The organism is Flavonifractor sp. An112 (assembly GCF_904377885.1).
GTDB lineage: Bacteria > Bacillota > Clostridia > Oscillospirales > Oscillospiraceae > Flavonifractor > Flavonifractor avicola.
The window spans coordinates 1-20,239 of the sequence record NZ_CAJFGT010000008.1; the positions used below are offsets into that span (position 1 = coordinate 1).

Sequence of the window (20,239 nt, forward strand, 5' to 3'; positions counted from 1 at the left end):
CTCTTTGCCCTGAAGCGCTCCGGTGGTCTGGACGTTATGCAGACCCTGGTCAGGCGGTGAGGGGCATGGAACGGATGGATTTTGCCGCCATGCTGGCGGCGGTACGGGAAAAAGCCCCTCTGGTCCAGTGTATCACCAATATCGTCACCGTCAACGACTGCGCCAATATTTTGCTGGCGGCGGGGGCCTCGGCCACCATGGCCCACCACCCTCTGGAGGTGGCGGACGCAGTAGCCGGTGTCCAGGCCCTGGTGCTTAACCTGGGGGCCGTGGGAGACCGGGAGGCCATGCTCATCGCCGGAAAAGAGGCCAACCGGCTGGGCGTACCGGTGATCTTCGACCCGGTGGCTGCCGGTTTTACCGGCCTGCGGCGGGAAACCGCCCGCAAATTGCTGGAGGAAGTACAGTTTGCTGTCATCCGGGGCAACGCCTCGGAGATTCGCTCACTTACCGAGGATAAAGAGGGAGGCAGCGGGGTGGACGTAGCCCAGGCTGACGCAGTGACCGAGTCCGGCCTGCCCCAGGCTGCGGAACTGGCCCGTACCCTGTCCAAGCGGACCGGGGCGGCGGTGACCCTCTCCGGGGCGGTGGATGTGATTGCCCAGGGAGAGCGGGTGCTCTTCCTCCGCAACGGCAGCCCCACCATGGCCCGCATCACCGGCAGCGGATGTATGCTGTCCGCCCTCACAGGGGCCTTCTGCGGGGCCAGCCCGGACAGGCCCTTTGAAGCCGCCGCTGCGGCCGCTGCCGCCATTGCCCTGGCGGGCGAGCGGGCGGAGGAACTGCGGAGCAAAAAGGGAACGGGCAACGCCACCTTCCGCATTGATCTCATCGACAGCGTGTTCAACCTGACGGAGGAACAGCTGACACAAGGAGTGCGCTATGAAGTTTACCAAGGATGAAATTCGACAGGGCATGACCCTCTACGCCGTCACCGATCGGAGCTGGCTGGGGGAGCGTACCCTGGCACAGGTGGTGGAGGAGGTACTGAAGGGGGGCGCAACCTTCCTCCAGCTGAGAGAGAAGGAGCTGGATCAGGCCACTATTCTGGCGGAGGCCAGGGAGATCCAGGCCATCGCTGCCCGGTATCATGTGCCCTTTGTCATTAACGACAGCGTGGACATTGCCTTGGTCTGTGATGCAGACGGGGTCCATGTGGGCCAGACCGATTTGATGGGCCGGGACGTACGGGCCCTCATCGGTCCGGACAAAATTTTGGGTATCACCGCCAACACCGTGGAGCTGGCGGTGGCGGCCGAGCGGGCCGGGGCCGACTACATCGGCGCTGGAGCGGTGTTTGGTACCACCACCAAGCAGAACGCTAAGAATCTGAGCCTGGACACCCTGAAAGCCATCTGCCAGGCGGTGTCCATCCCGGTGGTGGCCATCGGCGGCATCAACGCCGACAACCTGCCCAACCTGACGGGAACCGGGGCGGCAGGGGCCGCTGTGGTGTCCGCCCTCTTCGCCCAGAAGAACCCGGAGGAGGCCGCCCGCCGTATGCGTACCCTGGCAGACAAGATGGTGGCAGGGCATGGATAAGCAGTTCTGCATTTTTGACATGGACGGTACCCTGGTGGACTCCATGCCCATCTGGAAGTCCTTGGGGAAGGACTATCTGAAGGCCAGGGGCCATAGTCCCACCCCGGATCAGCTGGCTGCCCTGGGGCCCATGACCATGCTGGAGGGGGCAACTTTTCTCATGGAGACCTTTGGGATTGAAGGGCCGCCGGAGCACATTATTGAAGAGATGCACGCCGTTATGGAGGCCCACTACCGCACTGACATCCCTCTGAAGGCTGGTATCCAGGACTATCTGGCGCAGCTGAAACAGCAGGGGGCCAAGCTGTGTGTGGCCACCGCCACGGCGGAGCCGTTGGCCCGGGCCTGCCTGGAGCGGTTGGGGGTGGCTCACCATTTTGATTTCATCCTCAGCTGCGAGACGGTGGGGAAGGGAAAGACCCAGCCCGACGTCTATCTGGAGGCAGCCCGCCGTATGGGAAGTGCCCCAGGGGATACCGCCGTCTTTGAGGATGCTCTTTACGCCGCACAAACGGCCAAAGAGGCCGGATTTTACACCGTTGGAGTGCCGGAGGCGTCCTATGAACAGGATTGGCCCGCCCTGGCTGCCCTAGCGGACGAGACCATCTTAGATTGGAGGAATGCCCTATGACCGTGACTCAGCGGCTCTATGAAGCGGCAAAACCCATCTGGCAGGCTTGTCACGACCACCCCTTTGTGAAAGGCATAGGGGACGGCACCCTGGACCGGGAGAAGTTCCGGCACTTTTTGCTTCAGGACTATCTCTACCTCTTTGACTATGCCAAGGTGTTTGCCTGGGGTGTTGTGAAGGCCAGGGACCCGGAATTAATGCGCTTTTTCTCCGCCAACGTGGACGCCATTCTGGGCGGCGAGATGAAGACCCACCGGGCCTATATGTCAAAACTGGGCATCACCGAGGAGCAGGTCTTTCAGGTGAAGCCTGCCTTGCCCAACTTGTCCTATACCAGCTATATGCTGGCGGTGGCCGCCGCCGGCGGCCCGGCGGAGATCGTGGCCTCTATTCTGGCCTGCTCCTGGAGCTATGCCGAGATCGGCGCCCGGCTGGCCCAGATCCCCGGCGCAGCCGACCACCCCTTCTATGGCGAGTGGGTGCGGGGTTATTCCAGTGAGGAGTACCAGCAAACCAACGACGCTCTGGTGGAGCGGATGGATGCTCTGGCTCAGAATTGCAGCGAGGAGGAGTACCGGCGGCTGGAGGACATCTTCGTGGCCTGCAGCCGGTACGAGCTTGGCTTCTGGGAGATGTCGTGGAGGCTGGAACAGTGAGCGCGCTGGAATTCCGTCAGGTGTCCTATCAGTATCCCTCCGAGGACTTCGATATCATTGACAGGCTGTCCTTTCAGGTGGAGCCGGGGTCCTTCCACTGCGTTCTGGGTGTAAGCGGCTGTGGTAAAAGTACCATCTTTCGCATGACCAACGGTCTGCTCCAGCCCAAGGGCGGGGAAATCCTGGTGGACGGGCAGCCCATTGGAGGGCGGAAGCGGTATTGTGGCTATATGCCTCAGAAGGACCTGCTCTTCCCCTGGCGTACGGTGGGGGAGAATGTGGCCCTGCCCCTGGAGATCGCCGGTGGGCTGTCCAAGACCCAGCGGCGGCAGAAGGTAGAGGAGGCTCTGGCCGACGTTGGGCTGGAGGGCTGCTGCGACAAGATGCCGGACGAGTTGTCCGGCGGAATGCGGCAGCGGACTGCCTTTGCCCGCACCATGCTGACGGGCAGCGACCTGCTGCTGCTGGACGAGCCCTTCTCCGCCCTGGACTTCCTTACCCGCATCTCCATGCAGGAGTGGCTGCTGGACCAGTGGCAGCGGCACAAAAAGACCATCCTCTTTATCACCCACGACGTGGAAGAGGCGGTGTTTCTCTCCTCAAGTGTGCTGGTGGTGGAGTCCACTCCCATCCATACCCTGACGGAGATCCCGGTACCTGCCGCGTTTCCTAGGGACCGGTCCTGTCTTAAGAACCCGGAGATGGTGGAATTGAAAGAGCGGTTGATTACGCTGCTGAGAAAGCAGGTGAGCGTATGAAGAAAGCCTGCAAAGCCAATCTGCCCGCCCTCATTTTCCTGCTGGCCCTGCTGATGATTTGGCAGGCGGGGGCCATGGGTATGAATGCCTCCTACATTCTACCCACCCCCCTTGAAATCCTCCAGCGGCTGTGGGAGCTGCGGGAGACCCTCTTTACCGTCCATCTGCCCGCCACCATGACGGTGACTGCCATCGGTCTGGCCATCTCCCTGGTGCTGGGGCTGGCTCTGGCGGTGGCCATGGATGCCAGCGACATGGTGCGGCGGATGCTCTATCCCGTGGTGGTGGTATCCCAGACCATTCCCACCACCGCCATTGCGCCGTTGTTTGTGCTGTGGTTCGGCTACGGCATCTGGAGCAAGGTGCTGGTAACGGTGCTCATCACCTTTTTCCCCATCACCATTACGGTGTATGACGGTCTGCGTTCGGCCAAGACAGAAATGGCGGAGCTGCTCCAGACCTACGGCGCTACCCGCCGGGAGATCTTCTGGAAGATCAAGGCCCCCTGCGCGCTGCCCTACTTTTTCTCGGCCGTCAAAATGGCGGTGCCCATGAGCATCATCGGTGCGGCCATCGGCGAGTGGCTGGGGGCTCAGAGCGGTCTGGGCTACTTCTCCCGCCGGATGATGACCCAGCTGGACGGGGCGGGTGTGTTCGCCCCCATTGTACTGCTGTCGGCCACCGCCATGATCGCGGTGGGTATTGTGGCCCTGCTGGAACGAAAGTTCGTCCGCTGGAGGGGCGAATCCTCCTAATCACAAAGAGAAAGGAAAGATGGATATGAAACGAATTGCAACCCTTGCCCTGGCCGGGGCGCTTCTCCTGGCCGGCTGCTCTGCTCCCGCCGCCAGCGGTCAGGAAACCGGCGGACAGGACGACCTGCGGGAGATCAGCGTGGTGCTGGACTGGTATCCCAACGCCCTCCATGCCTTCCTCTATGACGCCATTGAGAAGGGCTACTTCGAGGAGGAGGGACTGAAGGTCAACATCCAGTTCCCCTCCAACGCCAACGACGCCATTTCCCTGGTGGCCGCCGGCCAGGCGGAGATCGGCCTGTACTACCAGCAGGACGTAATCATTGCCCGGGCCAATCAGGACGTGCCGGTGAAGTCCATCGGCGCGGTGGTTCAGGGCCCCCTGAACATCGTCCTCTCCCTGAAGGACAAGAACATCACCTCTCCGGAGGATCTGGTGGGCAAGACCGTGGGCTATGCGGGCACCGAGCTGTCCGAGGCCCTGATCCACTCCATCATGGCCTATGTGGGGGCCGATTCCAGCGACGTGACCCTCATAGACGTGGGCTTTGATCTCATGAGCTCCATGACCACCGGTAATGTGGATGCCACCATCGGCTGCCTGGTCAACCATGAGGTACCCCAGCTGGAGGAGGAGGGGTTCGAGGTCAACTACTTCGATCTGGACGACTACGGCGTGCCCACCTACTATGAGGGCGTGTTCCTGGCCAGCGACACTATGATCGAAGAGGAGCCCGAGGTGCTCCAGGGCTTCCTGCGGGCCTGCCAGAAGGGCTTTGAGGATATGCAGGCCGACCCGGATGGGGTGCTCCAGATCCTGCTGGACAACCAGAACGAAGAGAACTTCCCCCTGTCCAAGACGGTGGAGCAGAAGAGCATGGAAACCCTGCTGCCCATGATGGAGACGGCGGATGCCCCCTTCCTGACCCAGAGCGCGGAGTGCTGGCAGGAAAACGTGGATTGGCTGCTCAGCGAGGGCCTGATTGACGAGGCTCCGGCGCTGGATGAGCTGTATGTAGACCTGCTGAGTGAATGAGAAAAGAAATCGCCTGCCGTTTCAACGGCAGGCGATTTTTTGTTATCTTCTTCTGCGGCGTCCGCTGTAGTGAGAGCCGCCGCTATAGGAGTAGCCGCCCCGGCGGCTGCCCCGACGGCCCCGGAAGAAGAGGAGACGGATGATGAGAAACACGATAAAGATAAGCAGGATCACCAAAATGATCTTCACCCACAGCTGGGAGAAGAAGCGCTGGATGCGGTCCAGATTGTAGAGCAGGGGATCGGCATCAACGGCAATGCTGGCTACCAGGGGGAGGGAGCCGTATTCCTTGCCGTTGAAGGTGGCGGTGATGGTGCCCAGCACCTGACCTTTTTCTACAGGAGCCTCCACGGTATTGGCGTTCAGAGTATAGTTATACTCGAAATCCTCGGTGGAGATGTCGTTGGGCAGCAGCGCGGTGATCTCGCCCTGGGGTTCCAGGGTCACATAGTTGGTGCCCTTGCCCAGGGTGACCTCCACCTCTGGAATGTCCCGCTTGGTGGCATCCAGAATGGTCTGGGTGGAGAAGTTATTGAAGCCCCACTCAAACAGCCGGATGGTTTCGGAGAAGTCGGTGCGGCCCTTGCTGCCGCTGGTGCCCGGCTCCCGTTCACAGCCCATAACCACCGAGATCAGGCTCCGGTCCTCCTTGGTGGCGGCAGCGGCCAGGCAGTAGCCAGATTCGTTGGTGTGGCCGGTCTTGATGCCGGTGGCGTAGGAGTAGAGGTAACCGGTCACGTTCCAGTTGGAGATCAGGGCGTTGGTGGAGTGAACGGTGCGGACCTCAGGATGGATGTTGGTGGCGGGCATATCGTAGCGCTTGGTGGTGACAATGGTACGGAAGGTCTCGTGCTTCATGGCCTCCTGACACATGAGAAAGACGTCGTAGGCAGAGGTGTAGTGGTTGTCATCGTGGTAGCCGTGGGTGTTGGCGAAATGGGTGTCCGTCATGCCCAGCTCGGCTGCCCGCTGATTCATCAGCTCCACAAAGCTGTCTACGTCGCCGGCCACCGCCTCGGCCATCACATTACAGGCCTCGTTGGCGGAGGGGATCAGGGCGGCGTACAGCAGGTCGATGATCCGGATCTCCTCACCCTCCTTGATGTCGGCGGTAGAGGCGCCAGCGCCGATGCCGGTGTGGATGCCGGAGCCGGCGGTGACCACCTGCTCCAGGGTGAGCCTGCCCTCGTCCACCGCCTCCAGGGTGAGCAGGCAGGTCATGACCTTGGTGATGGAGGCGGGGTACATCTTCTCGTGGGCGTTCTTCTCATAGAGGATCTCGTTGGTGTCTGGGTCCATCAGGATGGCCGCCTTGGCGTTGACATCCATCTCGTCCAGAATGGCGCTGCCGCTGCTGGCGGAGGCGAAGGTGGTAAGTAGTCCGGTGATCAGGACCAGGGAAAGAAACAGGGAGAGCAGTCTTGATTTTTTCATAGGAAACTCCATTTGTGTATGATATAATAAGATCAAAGTTTTCTTATCCATTATAGCAAACCCTGGACCTGGAAGCAACGGGAAGGCGGTTACAAAATATGAAGATTTCCAAACTGGAACTAATTTCCCTCCTGTTGGCCGCCGCCTTTGCGGCTTTTGCGGCGGGCTGGTTTCTGCGGGGCGCTTCCAGCGCTCAACCTGTACGGGTGGAGACAGAGAACTTGCTGGCGCAACCTACCGCCGTCACAGTTCCAGTCACCTCTGCCCAGCCGTCAGCTGTCCCGGTAGCTACCGGTACTCCGGCACCGGAAAGTGAGAACCCTGCGGCCTCGCCCTCCGGCAAAATCAATTTAAACACCGCCACAATGGAGGAATTGATGACACTGCCCGGCATTGGCGAGAAGCGGGCGGCTGCCATCGTCGCCGACCGGGAGGCCAACGGCCCCTTCCGGGTGCCGGAGGACCTGACCCGGGTAGACGGCATCGGCGAGGGCATTTTAGGCGGACTGATTGATATGGTTACCGTCTCGTGAATAAAAAAGGAGGAACTGCCTTGAAAATATTGGTTGTGGACGATGAAAAGGTACTGGTCAAGGGCATTAAGTTCAACCTGGAGAGCGAAGGCTACCAGGTGGAAGTGGGCTACGACGGGGAAGAGGCGGTGGAGCTGGCCCGGGGGGGCGGCTTCGACCTCATCATCCTGGACCTGATGATGCCCAAAATCGACGGACTTCAGGCCTGTATGCGGATTCGGGAGTTTTCCAACGTGCCCATCATCATGCTCACCGCCCGCAGCGAGGACACCGACAAGATCATCGGCTTTGAATGTGGGGCGGATGACTATATTACCAAGCCTTTCAACATCCTGGAGCTGAAAGCCCGTGTGCGGGCCCTGCTCCGCCGGGCAGGCATGGCTGCCCAGCAGATGGGCGGTGGCCGCAAGCTGGTCATCGGGCACATCACCCTGGACCCGGATGCCCGGGCGGCCTGGAAGGACGGCAAGAGCGTGGATCTGACCGCCAAGGAGTTTGACCTGATGGAGCTGTTGATGCGCAATCCAGGCCGGGTGTACAGCCGGGAGAATCTGCTCAACGTGGTGTGGGGCTATGAGTACGCCGGTGACTACCGGACGGTGGATGTTCACGTCCGCCGCCTGCGGGAGAAACTGGAGCTGGACCCTGCCAATCCGACCTACATCCTCACCAAGTGGGGCGTGGGCTATTATTTGAAGAATGGATAATCAGAAGAGAGAAGAGGGGGCCAGACGAGTGCCTTTCTGGCGATCCCTCCGGGTTAAGTACGCCATGACCTATCTGGTCATTGTGGCGGCGGTGGTGGTACTGCTCAACACCTATCCGGTGATGGTGACCCAGACTCTGGCCTACCAGTCCAAGCAGACCTCCCTGCAGAACCAGGCCTCGGTGCTGGCTTCCGCCCTGGCTACGGGGCCGGAAGCCCTGACCCAGGAGGGAGCCACCAAGACAGTCAGCCTGCTGCTGGGCAGCCTGGGGGTGACCCGGGTGGTGGTCACCGATCCCAATGGCCTGGTGCTGTGTGACTTTCAGGAGGGCAGCCAGCGGTCGGATACCGCCGGTCAGTATGCCATGATCTGGGAAATTGTCACGGCTTTGCAGGGCAATGATGTGTTCCGATCGGAGTATGAGGACGGGGCGCTGTGCAGCCGGGCGGCGGTTCCGGTGACCTACCGTTCCATGACTCAGGGAGCGGTTTACCTCTATGAGTACGACGCTCAGCAGGGGGCCCTGCTCCAGAGCATTCAGAACAACCTGCGGACCATTTCCATTGTAATCTGCGTGGTGACGGCGGCGATGGGCGTGGTGTTCTCCAAAGCCCTGACCCGGCGGATCGCCCTGCTGCTGCGGGGTATCCATACGGTGCGCCAGGGCGAGTACAGCCACCGGGTTACCGTCAAGGGCGGGGACGAGCTCAGCCGTCTGGCCGATGAATTCAACGAGCTGACCGGGCGGCTCCAGACCACGGAGGAGGTGCGTCGGCGCTTTGTCTCCGACGCCTCCCACGAGCTGAAAACCCCGCTGGCCTCCATCCGTCTGCTGACCGACTCTATCCTCCAGGCGGATAACATGGATGGCGATACCGCCCGGGAATTTCTCATTGATATCGGGGACGAGGCCGAGCGCCTCACCCGTATTACCGAAAAGCTGCTCACCCTCACCCGTTTGGACACCGCCCATGAGATCCATACCGGACCGGTGGACGTCAAGACGGTGGTGGAGCGGGTGGAGCATATGCTCACTCCCCTGGCCCGAGCGGCAGAGGTGGAGCTGAAGCTGTCGCTCCAGAGCGGATGTATCATTCGGGCCACCGAAGACGATCTGTATCAGGTGGCATTTAACCTGATGGAGAATGCTGTGAAATACAACCTGCCCGGCGGAACCGTGACCGTAACCCTGAAGCAGGAGGAAGATCAGGTGATCCTGCTGGTAGAGGACACCGGCGTGGGTATTCCGGAGGCTGATCTGCCCAAGATTTTTGACCGGTTTTACCGGGTGGACAAGGCTCGTTCCCGGGCTGCGGGCGGTACCGGCCTTGGCCTGTCCATTGTCCGGGACACGGTGCGCCAGCACGGTGGTACCGTGACCGCCCGGCGGCGGGAGCCGGAAGGCACCTGCTTTGAAGTGCGATTTTCCTGCTGGACAGAGAAGGGAGGGGAGGAACCGTGAGCAAGCGAGGCATATCGGTGCTGCTCTGTGCCGCCCTTTTGACCGCCAGTGGATGTGCTGCCCAGGAGGCCGGATCCGGCAAGCAGGATGGCCAGAGCTATGTGATCTATTACTCCGCCCTGTCCAATGAGGAGGGAGAATCAGCGGTAGAGGGGGAGCGCCGGGTTCTTTCTCAGGGACAGGAGACCATTCCCGGCCTGATGGAACTGCTGCTGGAGCAGCCCCAGTCGCCGGAACTGACCACCCCCTTCCCCAGCGGCCTGCAGCTGCTGGATTGGCAGCTGAAGGAGGGGGTACTCCATCTGGACCTGTCCGACCAATATTACAGCCTCTCCGGGGTCAACCTGACCCTGGCTGACGCCTGCCTGACCCTGACCCTCTGTCAGCTGGAGGAGGTGGACTCTGTCTATGTGACCGTGGAGGGCCATGAACTGCCCTATCGCTCTATTCAACAGCTGTCCGCGGAAGATATTCTGTTGGCCGGCGGTGCGGATGAGCCCATGTCCCTGGGTGTGGATCTGTGGTATCTGCGGCAGGGAGGACAGAATTTGGGCGTGGAACGGCGCCAGATCATCAAGGATGTGGACCAGACCGTGGTGGAGGCGGTGCTGTCTGCCTGGGCCGAGGGTCCGGAAGAGGCAGGACTGAGTCCCTGCCTGCCCCAGGGAAGCCAGATCCTGTCGGCTCAGGTAGAGGACGGCGTTTGTCTGGTGGATCTGTCTCCTGAGTTTATCCAGGGGCTGCCCGGCAGTGAAACAACGGCGGCCCTGATGGTGTATGCCATGGTCAATACCCTGTGCGAACTGGATGGGGTGGAGGCGGTACAGCTCTACATCGATGGAGAGCCGGCACCTGCTGTAGGCAGCCTGCCTCTGGACCGGGCCCTGATCCCGGACACCACCCTGGGCACGGAAGGGTAAGTATTGACAACCGGCGTTGCCGGGTGTACCATACCACATATTATTTGATGCTTCATAGCATTAGTGTGTGATGAGATCCAGCACTGTAACCCACGCAAAGAAAGGAAGAATCAGCCCATGAGCCAGCACCGTATCAGTACTCAGTGTATCCACGCGGGCTACACCCCCGGCAACGGAGAGCCCCGAAACATCCCCATTGTTCAGTCCACCACCTTCCGGTATGCCACCGGAGAGCAGATGGGGGCCCTCTTTGATCTGGAGGCCAGCGGTTATTTTTATACCCGGCTGCAAAACCCCACCAATGACCATGTGGCTGCCAAGATCTGCGCCCTGGAGGGGGGGAGCGCGGCTATGCTTACCTCTTCCGGCCAGGCTGCCTCCTTCTATGCCATTTTCAATATCGTCTCCTGCGGGGAGCACGTGGTATGTTCTTCCTCTATCTACGGCGGTACTTATAACCTGTTTGCCGTGACTATGAAGCGGATGGGCATTGACTTTACCTTTGTGGACCCGGACTGCACCGAGGAGGAGCTGGAGGCCGCTTTCCGGCCGGAGACCCGGGCGGTGTTTGGCGAGACCATCGCCAACCCGGCTCTCACCGTGCTGGACATTGAGAAGTTTGCCAAGGCGGCCCATGCCCATGGCGTGCCTCTCATCATCGACAATACCTTTGCCACCCCGGTGAACTGCCGTCCCTTTGAGTGGGGGGCCGACATTGTCACTCACTCCACCACCAAGTACATGGACGGCCACGCCAACGCGGTGGGAGGCGCCATTGTGGACTCCGGTAAGTTTGACTGGACCGCCCACGCCGATAAGTTCCCCGGTCTGACCACCCCCGACGAGAGCTATCACGGCATTACTTACACCGAACGTTTTGGTCTGGAGGGGGCCTACATCACCAAGGCCACCGCTCAGCTCATGCGGGACCTGGGCGCCATTCCCTCTCCCCAGAACTGCTACTATCTGAATATCGGCCTGGAGACTCTGCCTCTGCGGGTGGCAAAGCACTGTGAGAACGGTCTGGCCGTGGCCAAATTCCTGAAGGACCATCCCAAGGTGGCCTGGGTGCGCTACCCCGGCCTGGAGGGGGACCCCTACTACGAGCGGGCCAAGAAGTATATGCCTAACGGCACCTGCGGAGTGGTGTCCTTCGGCGTCAAGGGCGGCCGGGAGGCGGCCTCCAAGTTCATGGCAGGTCTGGAGCTGGCCTCCATCGCCACCCATGTGGCCGATGCCAAGACCTGTACCCTGCATCCCGCCTCCACTACCCACCGCCAGATGACCGATGAGGAGCTGGCCGCCGCCGGCGTCTCCCCCGACCTGGTGCGCCTCAGCGTGGGCATCGAGGATATCAACGATATTCTGGAGGACGTGGCCCACGCCCTGGAGCAGGTGTAAGCCATGGTAGTAGATCCCAACGTATACAGCGGCCCGCCCGCGGAGGAGCGCCATCCCAACGAGATGGCGGTGTATGCCTATCTGGACAAGCTGGGTATCTCCTATCAGCGGTGCGACCATGACTATGCCAACACCATGGAGGACTGTAAGGCGGTGGAGCAGGTGCTGGGGGCTCCTATCTGCAAGAACCTGCTGCTCACCAACCGAAAGCAGACCGACTTCTACCTGTTGATGATGCCGGGGGACAAGCCCTTCAAAACCAAGGACGTCACCGCCCAGCTGGGTTGTGCCAGGCTGTCCTTTGCCACGCAGGAGCATATGATGGACCTGCTGGGGGCTGCCCCTGGCTCTGCCAGTGCTTTTGAGCTGGTGCACGACAAGGAGGGGAAGGTGCAGCTGGTGATGGACCGAGAGCTGATGGAAGGGGACTTTATCAGCGGACACCCCTGCTTCTCCACCTCCACCCTCAAGCTGACCCGGTCCGATTTTCTGGACCGCTTTCTGCCGGCGGTGGGCCACAAGCCCATCCTGGTGGATTTGCCCTGGCCGGAGCCGGAAACAGAAGTATGATATTGGGCGTGCCGCATTTGCGGCACGCCCTTTTGCATCATGGCTGGGAATATGGTATACTGTGGCAAAAAGGAGGGGGAGTCATGCTGGCCTATACTTATGTGGAGCGGGGGAAATTTGCCCTACTGAACAAGCCAAAACCCCAGCTGATGGAGGACGGGGATGCCATTGTAAAGGTTACCCTGTCCAGCATCTGCACCAGTGATCTGCATATCAAGCACGGCTCGGTGCCCCGGGCGGTGCCCGGGATCACGGTAGGCCACGAGATGGTGGGCATCGTGGAGCAGGTGGGTGCCGGGGTGTCCACGGTAAAACCCGGCGACCGGGTGACCGTGAACGTGGAGACCTTCTGCGGCCAGTGCTACTTTTGCCGCCACGGCTGGGTCAATAACTGCACCGATCCTAACGGCGGCTGGGCCCTGGGCTGCCGCATCGACGGCGGTCAGGCTGAGTATGTCCGGGTACCCTATGCAGACCAGGGGCTGAACAAGATCCCGGACGAGGTATCCGACCGGCAGGCCCTCTTCGTGGGGGATATCCTGGCTACCGGGTACTGGGCGGCGGATATTTCAGAGATCAGCCCGGAGGACACGGTGCTCATCATCGGCGGCGGCCCCACCGGCCTGTGTACCCTCCAGTGCGTCCAGCTTCAGAGTCCCAGGCAGATCATTCTGTGCGAGCGGGACCCTCTGCGCCGGGCCTTTGTGGAGGCACACTATCCCGGTGTGCTGACGGTAGGACCGGAGGAGGCGGAGGCCTTTGTGCAGGCTCACAGCGACCATGGCGGCGCCGATGTGGTGCTGGAGGTGGCGGGCGGACCGGATACCTTCCGCTTGGCCTGGCAGTGCGCCCGGCCCAATGCCGTAGTGACGGTGGTGGCCCTGTACGACAATGACCAGGTGCTGCCCCTGCCCGAGATGTACGGCAAGAACCTGACCTTCAAGACCGGCGGGGTGGACGGCTGCAACTGTGCCCAAACGCTGGATCTGATCGCGCAGGGGAAGCTGGATACCACCGCCCTTATCACCCATACCTATCCTCTCAGCCGCATTGAGGAGGCCTATGAGCTTTTTGAGAACCGGCGGGACGGCGTAATCAAGGTAGCCGTGACAGCGGACGAGACAGATGGATAAGGCTGGAGAATTTGTGAAAGATATGGGTTTACAAACGTCGAAAGATGACATAAAATAAGATATCCCAGCAACCGCAAGAGAGTGTAGAGGAGAGTAAAAGCATATGTATTGTGAACACTGTGGGACTCAGATCCCGGACGGCAGCATATTCTGTGTTGCCTGTGGAAAGAAGCAGTCCGGCGGCGTTGTCACGGAGGAGCCCCGGCAGGATATGACTCCGCCCCAGGAGCCTGAGACTGTCGCGCCTCAGGCGGAGCCGGAGAACACCCCGTCCAACGATGAATTTGACTGGAGTACCTTTAACCCCGTGCCGGAGGAGCCGGTGGAGCAGGTAAAGGCCGAGCCGGAACCTGTTCAGCAGGAGCCTCAGAGCCCCTGGCAGGCAACCAGCGCGCCCCAGCAGGAAGCCCAGAGTCCTTGGCAGGCTTCCGCTCCGCAGCAGGAGACTCAGAGTCCCTGGCAGGCCAGTACTTCTCAGCAGGAGCCCCAGCAGAATTCCTGGCAGGGCAGCCAGCAGAACGCCCAGTCCGGCGGCTGGCAGCAGAGTGGCTGGCAAAACAGTACTCAGCAGAGTGCTCCCGGCTGGCAGCAGAATAGCTGGCAGAACGGCGCTCAGCAGAGTGCACCCGGTTGGCAGCAGCAGAATAACTGGCAGCAGAGCGGCTGGCAGAATAACCAGCAGCCCGGTGGCTGGCAGAGTGCTCCCCAGCAGGGCTATCAGGGCGGCTGGCAGTCTGCGCCTCAGCAGAGTGCCTACAGTTCCCCCTATGAGGAGCGGAGACAGCCCACCTACAGCAACGGCCGAATTGATTACGGCTGCCCTATGAACTGGTACAAATTCCAGGTCTATTTTAACATGATCCCGACTGCCCTGCTCTATCTGGCCTTTGGCGTTGTGCTGATGGTGATGGCGGGGATCGAGGGCGATATGGGGAGCAGTGTGGAGTACTATTATCGCAGTTTCCAGGCTCTGCTGATGGATGGGAGAGGGATGGCTATTCTGTACCTGCCACTCTTTATTCCTAATCCCATGATCATCGGCCTTGCCTGTGCGGTCTATGGTGTTCTGATGCTGGTGGCCTGGGTGAAGATGATCCGGCTCCAGTCGGGCGGCAACACCCTCTTCCTGGTCCTGGCCATTCTGCCCACGGTATTTTTTGCCGTCAACCTGCTGATCGCCTACACCCAGCTGAGCAACTATGTGCCCGGCCAGTATCTGATGGAGTACATGGCAATTCCCCTGGTCAGCCTGGGGCTGTGCGTGCTGGTCTACATCCTGCAGGTGGTCTATTTCAGAAAGCGGGCCTATCTATTTGTCAATCACTAAGATCGCGCCATCAACTAAAAAAGAGTTCCGCGCCCGGTGGCGCGGAACTCTTTTTTACATTTCCCGGCGGCCCTCCAGGGCACGCATAAGGGTGGCGTCGTCGGCATATTCCAGATGACTGCCTACCGGAATACCGTAGGCCAGCCGGGTCACCCTGACCCCGAAGGGGCGCAGCAGACGGGAGAGATACATGGCGGTGGCCTCTCCCTCAGTGTCCGGGTTGGTGGCCATAATGACCTCGCTGACCCCGCCTTCGGCCACCCGGGTTACCAGCTCCTTCACCCGCAGCTCATCGGGGCCCACATGGTTCATGGGGGAGATGACGCCGTGAAGGACGTGGTACACACCGGGATACTCCCGGGAGCGCTCCATAGCGGCCACATCTTTGGGGTCTGCCACCACGCAGATGACTGAGGGGTCACGCTTGGGGTCCTGGCAGATGGGACACAGGCCGTCTCCCTGGGAAAAATTCTGACAGACCGGGCAGCAGTGGATGGCGGCCTTTGCCTCGGTGATGGCCTGAGCGAAGGCGGCGGCGTCCTCCTCCGGCAGGGAGAGAACATAGAAGGCCAGCCGCTGAGCGCTCTTACGGCCAATGCCGGGCAGCCGGGCGAACTGCTCCACCAGCTGCTCCAGCGCGGGGGGAAAATATTGCATAGATGAAAACATCCCTTCTTAGAGATCGATCCCCTGAGTGCGGGGAGGGGAACCCGCCTGGATAAGGGCGTCCACATCCAGGGCGCGGCAGCGCAGGTCCAGCTGGGGACAGGCTACCCAGTCCACGTCGGGGAGTTCCTGACCGTATTTCACTGTGTGGGCCACCGTGCCCGGCAGCAGATAGGAGTTGTGGGGCACATTCAGCGGGCAGAGATAAAAATCGCCGGTGTGCAGCACCCGGGGAATAAGGGCTCCGTCCCGCTCCTCCACCACCAGCATAGTGCCCTGCTGAATCACATTCAGCTCATGGACATACCGATGGAGGTGGCTGTTCTGCCAGCCGCTCTGGTCGCTGGCCTCGGTACGGATGTAGGAACTTCCGTCACAGGCGCACAGCCGGAACCGCAGCTCGCCGTTGTCCATCCGCTCATGACGGGTGGTGATGCCCAGGTCTTTGGCCTGCCGGTCGGTCAGGGGAGCAGGCATAGTCAGCCCTCCCGCAGGGCGGCGATGGCGGCAGCGGGGTCCACCGCTCCGTACACCGCGGAACCGGCCACCAGGGTATCGGCGCCGGCGGAGATCACCTTCCCGGCGGTCTTGGGACTGATCCCGCCGTCTACCTCCAGACGGCAGGCGGGATTATAGCGATCGATGAGGGTACGGACCTGATGGATGGTGTCCAGCTGGTGCTCCATAAAGGCCTGGCCGCCGAAGCCGGGCTCCACCGTCATGACCAGCACCATATCCAGGTTCTCCAGATAGGGGAGAATGGCGCTGGCGGCGGTGATGGGCCGCAGTGCTACCGCCTTTTTCACCCCAAACTCGTCCATGAGTCGGAGTGCCTCGGCGATACGGGTGGGGTGGTCGGCCTCCAGGTGGACCGACAGCAGGTCGGCCCCCGCCTTGGCAAAGGCCTCAATGTAACGCACCGGCTTGTCGATCATCAGGTGCACATCCAGGAACATATCGGTGCACTTGCGGATGGACTGGACCACCGGTACGCCGATGGTGATGTTGGGGACAAAGCAGCCGTCCATGACGTCTACATGGAGCCAGTCGGCGGAGGATACCCGCTGGATATCCCGCTCCAGGTTTACAAAATCGGCGGAGAGGATGGAAGGGGCGATCTTGATCATCATTTACCACTCCATTATTAAAAAAGATGGGGAGAACGGGCAAAGAGCCTGTCCCTCGTTGGCGGATGGGCCGGGGCAAAGGGAAAGTTGGGAACATAAGATACAGCAAGCGGATGACGCCCGGGGCCCCGCCGCTCCCCCGCGCACCCACGGGCTGCCGGCCCGGCGGTCTATGCTCCGGAATCGCGCGCCGCATCATATAGTGTCCGGGGGAGTATACTCCCCCGGACACAGTTGGTTTGCGGGGGCCGGTCCGCTTAATTATAGAAGTCGTTGGTGTGGCACTCCCGGGCCTGATAGCCGGCAGCACACATGGCGTCCAAAATGGCCCGCTTGTGGGTGTGGCCAAAGGCCTCCAGGGTAACCCGCAGCTCCACGCCGCTCTGGCGGTTGATGTTGATAAACTGGTTGTGCTCCAGCTTGATGATGTTGCCGTTGGCCTCGGCCACGATCTGGGCCACCCGCAGCAGCTCGCCGGGACGGTCGGGCAGCTGAACGGAGAAGGTGAACACCCGGCCCCGGTTGATCAGACCGTGCTGTACCAGGCTGGCCACGGTGATCACGTCCATGTTGCCGCCGGAGAGGACAGGCACCACGTTCTTGCCCTTGCACTTGAGGTGATTCAGGGCGGCAATGGGCAGCAGACCGGCATTTTCCACGATCATCTTGTGCTTTTCCATCATATCCAGGAAGGCATCCACCAGTTCGTCGTCGTCGATGGTGATGATGTCGTCGATGTTCTGCTGGATGTAGGGGAAGATCTGGTCGCCGGGGGTCTTGACCGCCACGCCGTCGGCAATGGTCTCCACCTTGTCCAGGGTGACCACATGACCGGCATCCAGGCTGGCCTTCATGGAGGCGGCCCCGGTGGGCTCCACGCCGATGACGGTGACGTTGGGATTGAGCAGCTTGGCCAGGGTGGACACGCCGGTGGCCAGTCCGCCGCCGCCGATGGGCACCAGGATCACGTCCACGTCGGGCAGGTCCTGGAAGATTTCGTAAGAGATGGTGCCCTGGCCGGTGGCGATGGCGGGATCGTTGAAGGGATGGACGTAGGTCAGGCCCTCCTCAGCAGACAGCTTGGCGGCCAGCTCGGCGGCATCGTCAAAGGTTTCGCCGTGGAGCACCACCTTGGCGCCGTAATCCTTGGTGTTGTTCACCTTCACCAGGGGAGTGGTGGTGGGCATGACGATGGTGGCGCTCACGCCGGCCTGCTGGGCGGCGTAGGCCACACCCTGGGCGTGGTTGCCGGCGGAGGCGGTGACCAGACCCTTGGCCTTTTCTTCCTCGGTCAAGGTGCTGATTTTATAGTAGGCGCCCCGGATCTTGTAGGCGCCGGTAACCTGCATATTTTCCGGCTTGATGTACACATGGTTGCCGGTGGCCTTGGAAAAGGCAGTGCTGTAGACCAGACTGGTGTTCCGGATGACCCCGGAGAGTACGCTGCGGGCCTCCTTAAATTCTTTCAGGGTGAGCATGGGGCAAGACTTCCTCTCTCAAAACGGAATATCGGAATATGTTTTTAATGATACTGACTTTTTGAGGGAAAGTCAACGTGTTCTTGACAGGGGAATGGGGGAACGGTACAATGATTTGGAAGAACAAGCCGGCGCTGCCGGTATGGAATATGGAGGGACGCAGTCATGGCTGACAACATGGATTTTACCCCGGAGCTGACGCTGACCCCGGATCTGGGTACCGCCGCAGCGGAAGCGCCTGCCGCGCCTCAGTTGAGCCTGGACCCCAACGCCAGTGAGGAGGCCAAGGCCATTCAGTTGGACGAAAGCCAGCTCACCGAAGCTGAGCGCAAGATGGTGGATGACTTTGCCCAGAAGATCGATCTGACCGATACCAATCTGGTGCTCCAGTACGGCGCTGCGGCCCAGAAGAACATTGCCGGTTTCTCTGAAAATACCCTCAACTCGGTGCGTACCAAGGATCTGGGCGAGGTGGGACAGGCCCTGTCCTCTCTGGTGGTGGAGCTGAAGGGCTTCGGTGGCGAGGAGGACGAGAAGGGCTTCTTCGGCTTCTTCAAGAAGAAGCGCAACCAGCTGGAGGCCATGAAGGCCTCCTACTCCAAGGCGGAGACCAACGTAAACAAGATCGTGGAGGTGCTGGAGGCCCACCAGGTGACCCTGATGAAGGACATCGCCATGCTGGACCAGATGTACGACCTCAACACCAAATATTATAAGGAACTGACCATGTATATCCTGGCGGGCAAGAAGCGCCTGGCCCAGGTGCGGGCCGGAGAGCTGGAGCAGCTGCGTCAGAAGGCGGCCCAGAGCGGCGCCCAGGAGGACGCCCAGGCCTATAACGACCTGGCCAATATGTGCACCCGCTTTGAGAAGAAGATCCACGACCTGGAGCTGACCCGGATGATTTCCATCCAGATGGGGCCCCAGACCCGGCTGATCCAGAACAACGACACCCTGATGCTGGAGAAGATCCAGTCCTCTCTGGTGAACACCATCCCCCTGTGGAAGAGCCAGATGGTGCTGGCCCTGGGGCTGGAGCACTCCCGTCAGGCCACCGCCGCCCAGAGCGCGGTGACCAACATGACCAACGAACTGCTGCAAAAGAACGCCGATATGCTGAAAATGGGCACTTTGGAGACCGCCAAGGAGGCCGAGCGCTCCGTGGTGGACCTGGAGACCCTCCAGCATACCAACCAGCAGCTCATCTCCACCCTGGATGAGGTCATGAACATCCAGCAGGAGGGCGCCCAGAAGCGCCGGGAGGCCGAAGCGGAGCTGGGCCGTATCGAAGGCGAGCTGAAGCAGAAGCTTCTGGAATTGAGAGGCTAAGCAGGAACAATTAAAAGGCGCTGCAATATCATTGCAGCGCCTTTTTTGACATCAGATGGACATATCTTTTTGCTATCCTGTGAATGAAAGGAGAGGGGAGCCATGGCGGACCATATTCTGGTGGTGGAGGACGAGGCCCGTATCCGTGATATTATCCGGGATTACTTTACTGCCCACGGTCTGGACTGCGACCTGGCTCGGGACGGGGAGGAGGCGCTAGACCTGCTGCGGGACCACGACTACGATGCCATGCTGCTGGACGTGCTCATGCCAAACCTGGACGGCTTTTCGGTCTGCCGGGTGGTACGGGCCAAGAGCCGGATGCCCATCCTCTTCCTTACCGCTCTGGGCAGTGAAGAGGATGTGCTTCAGGGGTACGCCCTGGGCGCGGATGACTATGTGACCAAACCATTCTCTCTGGCGGTGCTGCTGGCCAAGACAAGGGCGGTGATCCGCCGCAGCCGGGGAGTGGGAGACAGCGAGACTCTGAGGTGCGGGGTCATCGCCCTGGATCTGGCGGGGCGTACCTGCACCGTGGCGGGGAAGCCGGTAAGCCTGACCCGCCGGGAATATGATCTGCTGCTCTGCCTCATCCGCAACAAAGGTCAGGTGCTCAGCCGGGACCAGCTGCTGGACAAGGTGTGGGGCATCGACTTCGAGGGAGGCCAGCGGGCGGTGGATGTGCGGATCAAAAGCCTGCGCTCCGCCCTGGGGAGCGCCGGAAAGCAGATCAAGACGGTATTCAAGGCGGGGTATCGGATGGAGGGCGAGTAA

General features: G+C 60.8%; 22 protein-coding genes. 17 read left to right on the forward strand and 5 right to left on the reverse strand.

The features are described from left to right. Nucleotides 1-65: 65 nt before the first annotated feature. From thiM to IHN22_RS02140, 7 genes are read left to right on the forward strand one after another with little or no spacing between them, the layout of a single operon-like run. Nucleotides 66-902, forward strand: a complete 837-nt coding sequence (gene thiM, locus IHN22_RS02110) for a hydroxyethylthiazole kinase (RefSeq protein ID WP_191433248.1) — start codon at nucleotides 66-68, stop codon at nucleotides 900-902. Next, nucleotides 883-1,542, forward strand: a complete 660-nt coding sequence (gene thiE, locus IHN22_RS02115) for a thiamine phosphate synthase (protein ID WP_191433249.1) — start codon at nucleotides 883-885, stop codon at nucleotides 1,540-1,542. Before thiM ends, thiE begins: the two co-directional genes overlap by 20 nt. Then, the gene (locus IHN22_RS02120; protein ID WP_191433250.1) at nucleotides 1,535-2,173 is read left to right on the forward strand and encodes an HAD family hydrolase; all 639 of its coding nucleotides are present in this window, start codon (nucleotides 1,535-1,537) and stop codon (nucleotides 2,171-2,173) included. Before thiE ends, IHN22_RS02120 begins: the two co-directional genes overlap by 8 nt. Then, nucleotides 2,170-2,829, forward strand: coding sequence for a thiaminase II (gene tenA / locus IHN22_RS02125; RefSeq protein WP_191433251.1), 660 nt, complete (start codon nucleotides 2,170-2,172; stop codon nucleotides 2,827-2,829). Before IHN22_RS02120 ends, tenA begins: the two co-directional genes overlap by 4 nt. Then, nucleotides 2,826-3,587 (forward strand): ABC transporter ATP-binding protein, encoded by a 762-nt coding sequence (locus tag IHN22_RS02130; protein ID WP_191433252.1) that lies wholly within the window; start codon nucleotides 2,826-2,828, stop codon nucleotides 3,585-3,587. Before tenA ends, IHN22_RS02130 begins: the two co-directional genes overlap by 4 nt. Next, on the forward strand, nucleotides 3,584-4,342 hold the full coding sequence (locus tag IHN22_RS02135) for an ABC transporter permease (protein ID WP_191433253.1): 759 nt from the start codon (nucleotides 3,584-3,586) through the stop codon (nucleotides 4,340-4,342). Before IHN22_RS02130 ends, IHN22_RS02135 begins: the two co-directional genes overlap by 4 nt. Before the next feature lie 19 nt (nucleotides 4,343-4,361). Continuing rightward, nucleotides 4,362-5,378: an ABC transporter substrate-binding protein gene (locus IHN22_RS02140; protein ID WP_365813593.1), complete on the forward strand. Its 1,017-nt coding sequence runs from the start codon at nucleotides 4,362-4,364 to the stop codon at nucleotides 5,376-5,378. 42 nt (nucleotides 5,379-5,420) lie between these two features. Here IHN22_RS02140 and IHN22_RS02145 read toward each other — a convergent pair whose 3' ends face one another. Continuing rightward, nucleotides 5,421-6,812 (reverse strand): D-alanyl-D-alanine carboxypeptidase family protein, encoded by a 1,392-nt coding sequence (locus IHN22_RS02145; RefSeq protein ID WP_191433255.1) that lies wholly within the window; start codon nucleotides 6,810-6,812, stop codon nucleotides 5,421-5,423. A 98-nt stretch (nucleotides 6,813-6,910) separates the two neighbouring features. On the opposite strand from IHN22_RS02145, the gene IHN22_RS02150 reads away from it, so the two are divergent. The 8 genes from IHN22_RS02150 (at nucleotide 6,911) to IHN22_RS02185 (ending at nucleotide 14,865) form a co-directional block, all read left to right on the forward strand. Next, complete coding sequence (locus IHN22_RS02150) at nucleotides 6,911-7,345, forward strand: ComEA family DNA-binding protein (RefSeq protein ID WP_087388836.1); 435 nt, start codon at nucleotides 6,911-6,913, stop codon at nucleotides 7,343-7,345. 20 nt (nucleotides 7,346-7,365) lie between these two features. After that, nucleotides 7,366-8,052 carry a response regulator transcription factor gene (locus IHN22_RS02155; RefSeq protein WP_087187440.1) on the forward strand — a complete coding sequence of 229 codons (687 nt, stop codon included), beginning with the start codon at nucleotides 7,366-7,368 and terminating at the stop codon, nucleotides 8,050-8,052. A 28-nt stretch (nucleotides 8,053-8,080) separates the two neighbouring features. Continuing rightward, entirely contained in the window at nucleotides 8,081-9,514 is a 1,434-nt protein-coding gene (locus tag IHN22_RS02160) for a sensor histidine kinase (RefSeq protein ID WP_242965584.1), read from the forward strand. Continuing rightward, nucleotides 9,511-10,434 (forward strand): GerMN domain-containing protein, encoded by a 924-nt coding sequence (locus tag IHN22_RS02165; protein ID WP_087187438.1) that lies wholly within the window; start codon nucleotides 9,511-9,513, stop codon nucleotides 10,432-10,434. The genes IHN22_RS02160 and IHN22_RS02165 overlap by 4 nt, the downstream gene beginning before the upstream one ends. Before the next feature lie 117 nt (nucleotides 10,435-10,551). Continuing rightward, nucleotides 10,552-11,835 carry an O-acetylhomoserine aminocarboxypropyltransferase/cysteine synthase family protein gene (locus IHN22_RS02170; protein WP_191433256.1) on the forward strand — a complete coding sequence of 428 codons (1,284 nt, stop codon included), beginning with the start codon at nucleotides 10,552-10,554 and terminating at the stop codon, nucleotides 11,833-11,835. 3 nt (nucleotides 11,836-11,838) lie between these two features. Continuing rightward, complete coding sequence (locus IHN22_RS02175; RefSeq protein WP_191433257.1) at nucleotides 11,839-12,405, forward strand: prolyl-tRNA synthetase associated domain-containing protein; 567 nt, start codon at nucleotides 11,839-11,841, stop codon at nucleotides 12,403-12,405. A gap of 83 nt (nucleotides 12,406-12,488) precedes the next feature. Further along, on the forward strand, nucleotides 12,489-13,538 hold the full coding sequence (locus tag IHN22_RS02180) for an alcohol dehydrogenase (protein ID WP_191433258.1): 1,050 nt from the start codon (nucleotides 12,489-12,491) through the stop codon (nucleotides 13,536-13,538). Nucleotides 13,539-13,641: 103 nt separating this feature from the next. Next, complete coding sequence (locus tag IHN22_RS02185) at nucleotides 13,642-14,865, forward strand: zinc-ribbon domain-containing protein (protein WP_191433259.1); 1,224 nt, start codon at nucleotides 13,642-13,644, stop codon at nucleotides 14,863-14,865. Between the two features lie 54 nt (nucleotides 14,866-14,919). Here IHN22_RS02185 and recR read toward each other — a convergent pair whose 3' ends face one another. The 4 genes from recR to ilvA all read right to left on the reverse strand — a co-directional run bounded on the left by recR (nucleotide 14,920) and on the right by ilvA (nucleotide 18,136). Further along, nucleotides 14,920-15,522, reverse strand: coding sequence for a recombination mediator RecR (gene recR / locus IHN22_RS02190; protein ID WP_191433260.1), 603 nt, complete (start codon nucleotides 15,520-15,522; stop codon nucleotides 14,920-14,922). Nucleotides 15,523-15,540: 18 nt separating this feature from the next. Then, complete coding sequence (locus tag IHN22_RS02195) at nucleotides 15,541-16,008, reverse strand: cupin domain-containing protein (protein WP_087187432.1); 468 nt, start codon at nucleotides 16,006-16,008, stop codon at nucleotides 15,541-15,543. Between the two features lie 2 nt (nucleotides 16,009-16,010). Continuing rightward, nucleotides 16,011-16,658 carry a ribulose-phosphate 3-epimerase gene (rpe, locus tag IHN22_RS02200; RefSeq protein ID WP_087266360.1) on the reverse strand — a complete coding sequence of 216 codons (648 nt, stop codon included), beginning with the start codon at nucleotides 16,656-16,658 and terminating at the stop codon, nucleotides 16,011-16,013. 257 nt (nucleotides 16,659-16,915) lie between these two features. Then, nucleotides 16,916-18,136 (reverse strand): threonine ammonia-lyase, encoded by a 1,221-nt coding sequence (gene ilvA / locus IHN22_RS02205; protein WP_087266358.1) that lies wholly within the window; start codon nucleotides 18,134-18,136, stop codon nucleotides 16,916-16,918. A gap of 165 nt (nucleotides 18,137-18,301) precedes the next feature. Here ilvA and IHN22_RS02210 point away from each other — a divergent pair, with 165 nt between their 5' ends. After that, complete coding sequence (locus IHN22_RS02210) at nucleotides 18,302-19,465, forward strand: toxic anion resistance protein (protein WP_087187429.1); 1,164 nt, start codon at nucleotides 18,302-18,304, stop codon at nucleotides 19,463-19,465. A gap of 102 nt (nucleotides 19,466-19,567) precedes the next feature. Then, entirely contained in the window at nucleotides 19,568-20,239 is a 672-nt protein-coding gene (locus tag IHN22_RS02215) for a response regulator transcription factor (RefSeq protein ID WP_191433261.1), read from the forward strand.

Coding starts and splice junctions, on each gene's coding strand:
- ilvA (WP_087266358.1), bottom strand. CDS start 18,136: ATGCTCACCCTGAAAGAATTTAAGGAGGCCCGCAGCGTACTCTCCGGG.
- IHN22_RS02145 (WP_191433255.1), bottom strand. CDS start 6,812: ATGAAAAAATCAAGACTGCTCTCCCTGTTTCTTTCCCTGGTCCTGATC.
- IHN22_RS02210 (WP_087187429.1), top strand. CDS start 18,302: ATGGCTGACAACATGGATTTTACCCCGGAGCTGACGCTGACCCCGGAT.
- recR (WP_191433260.1), bottom strand. CDS start 15,522: ATGCAATATTTTCCCCCCGCGCTGGAGCAGCTGGTGGAGCAGTTCGCC.
- IHN22_RS02120 (WP_191433250.1), top strand. CDS start 1,535: ATGGATAAGCAGTTCTGCATTTTTGACATGGACGGTACCCTGGTGGAC.
- IHN22_RS02150 (WP_087388836.1), top strand. CDS start 6,911: ATGAAGATTTCCAAACTGGAACTAATTTCCCTCCTGTTGGCCGCCGCC.
- IHN22_RS02140 (WP_365813593.1), top strand. CDS start 4,362: ATGGATATGAAACGAATTGCAACCCTTGCCCTGGCCGGGGCGCTTCTC.
- IHN22_RS02180 (WP_191433258.1), top strand. CDS start 12,489: ATGCTGGCCTATACTTATGTGGAGCGGGGGAAATTTGCCCTACTGAAC.
- IHN22_RS02170 (WP_191433256.1), top strand. CDS start 10,552: ATGAGCCAGCACCGTATCAGTACTCAGTGTATCCACGCGGGCTACACC.
- IHN22_RS02195 (WP_087187432.1), bottom strand. CDS start 16,008: ATGCCTGCTCCCCTGACCGACCGGCAGGCCAAAGACCTGGGCATCACC.
- tenA (WP_191433251.1), top strand. CDS start 2,170: ATGACCGTGACTCAGCGGCTCTATGAAGCGGCAAAACCCATCTGGCAG.
- IHN22_RS02185 (WP_191433259.1), top strand. CDS start 13,642: ATGTATTGTGAACACTGTGGGACTCAGATCCCGGACGGCAGCATATTC.
- IHN22_RS02175 (WP_191433257.1), top strand. CDS start 11,839: ATGGTAGTAGATCCCAACGTATACAGCGGCCCGCCCGCGGAGGAGCGC.
- thiE (WP_191433249.1), top strand. CDS start 883: ATGAAGTTTACCAAGGATGAAATTCGACAGGGCATGACCCTCTACGCC.
- IHN22_RS02215 (WP_191433261.1), top strand. CDS start 19,568: ATGGCGGACCATATTCTGGTGGTGGAGGACGAGGCCCGTATCCGTGAT.
- IHN22_RS02135 (WP_191433253.1), top strand. CDS start 3,584: ATGAAGAAAGCCTGCAAAGCCAATCTGCCCGCCCTCATTTTCCTGCTG.
- thiM (WP_191433248.1), top strand. CDS start 66: ATGGAACGGATGGATTTTGCCGCCATGCTGGCGGCGGTACGGGAAAAA.
- rpe (WP_087266360.1), bottom strand. CDS start 16,658: ATGATCAAGATCGCCCCTTCCATCCTCTCCGCCGATTTTGTAAACCTG.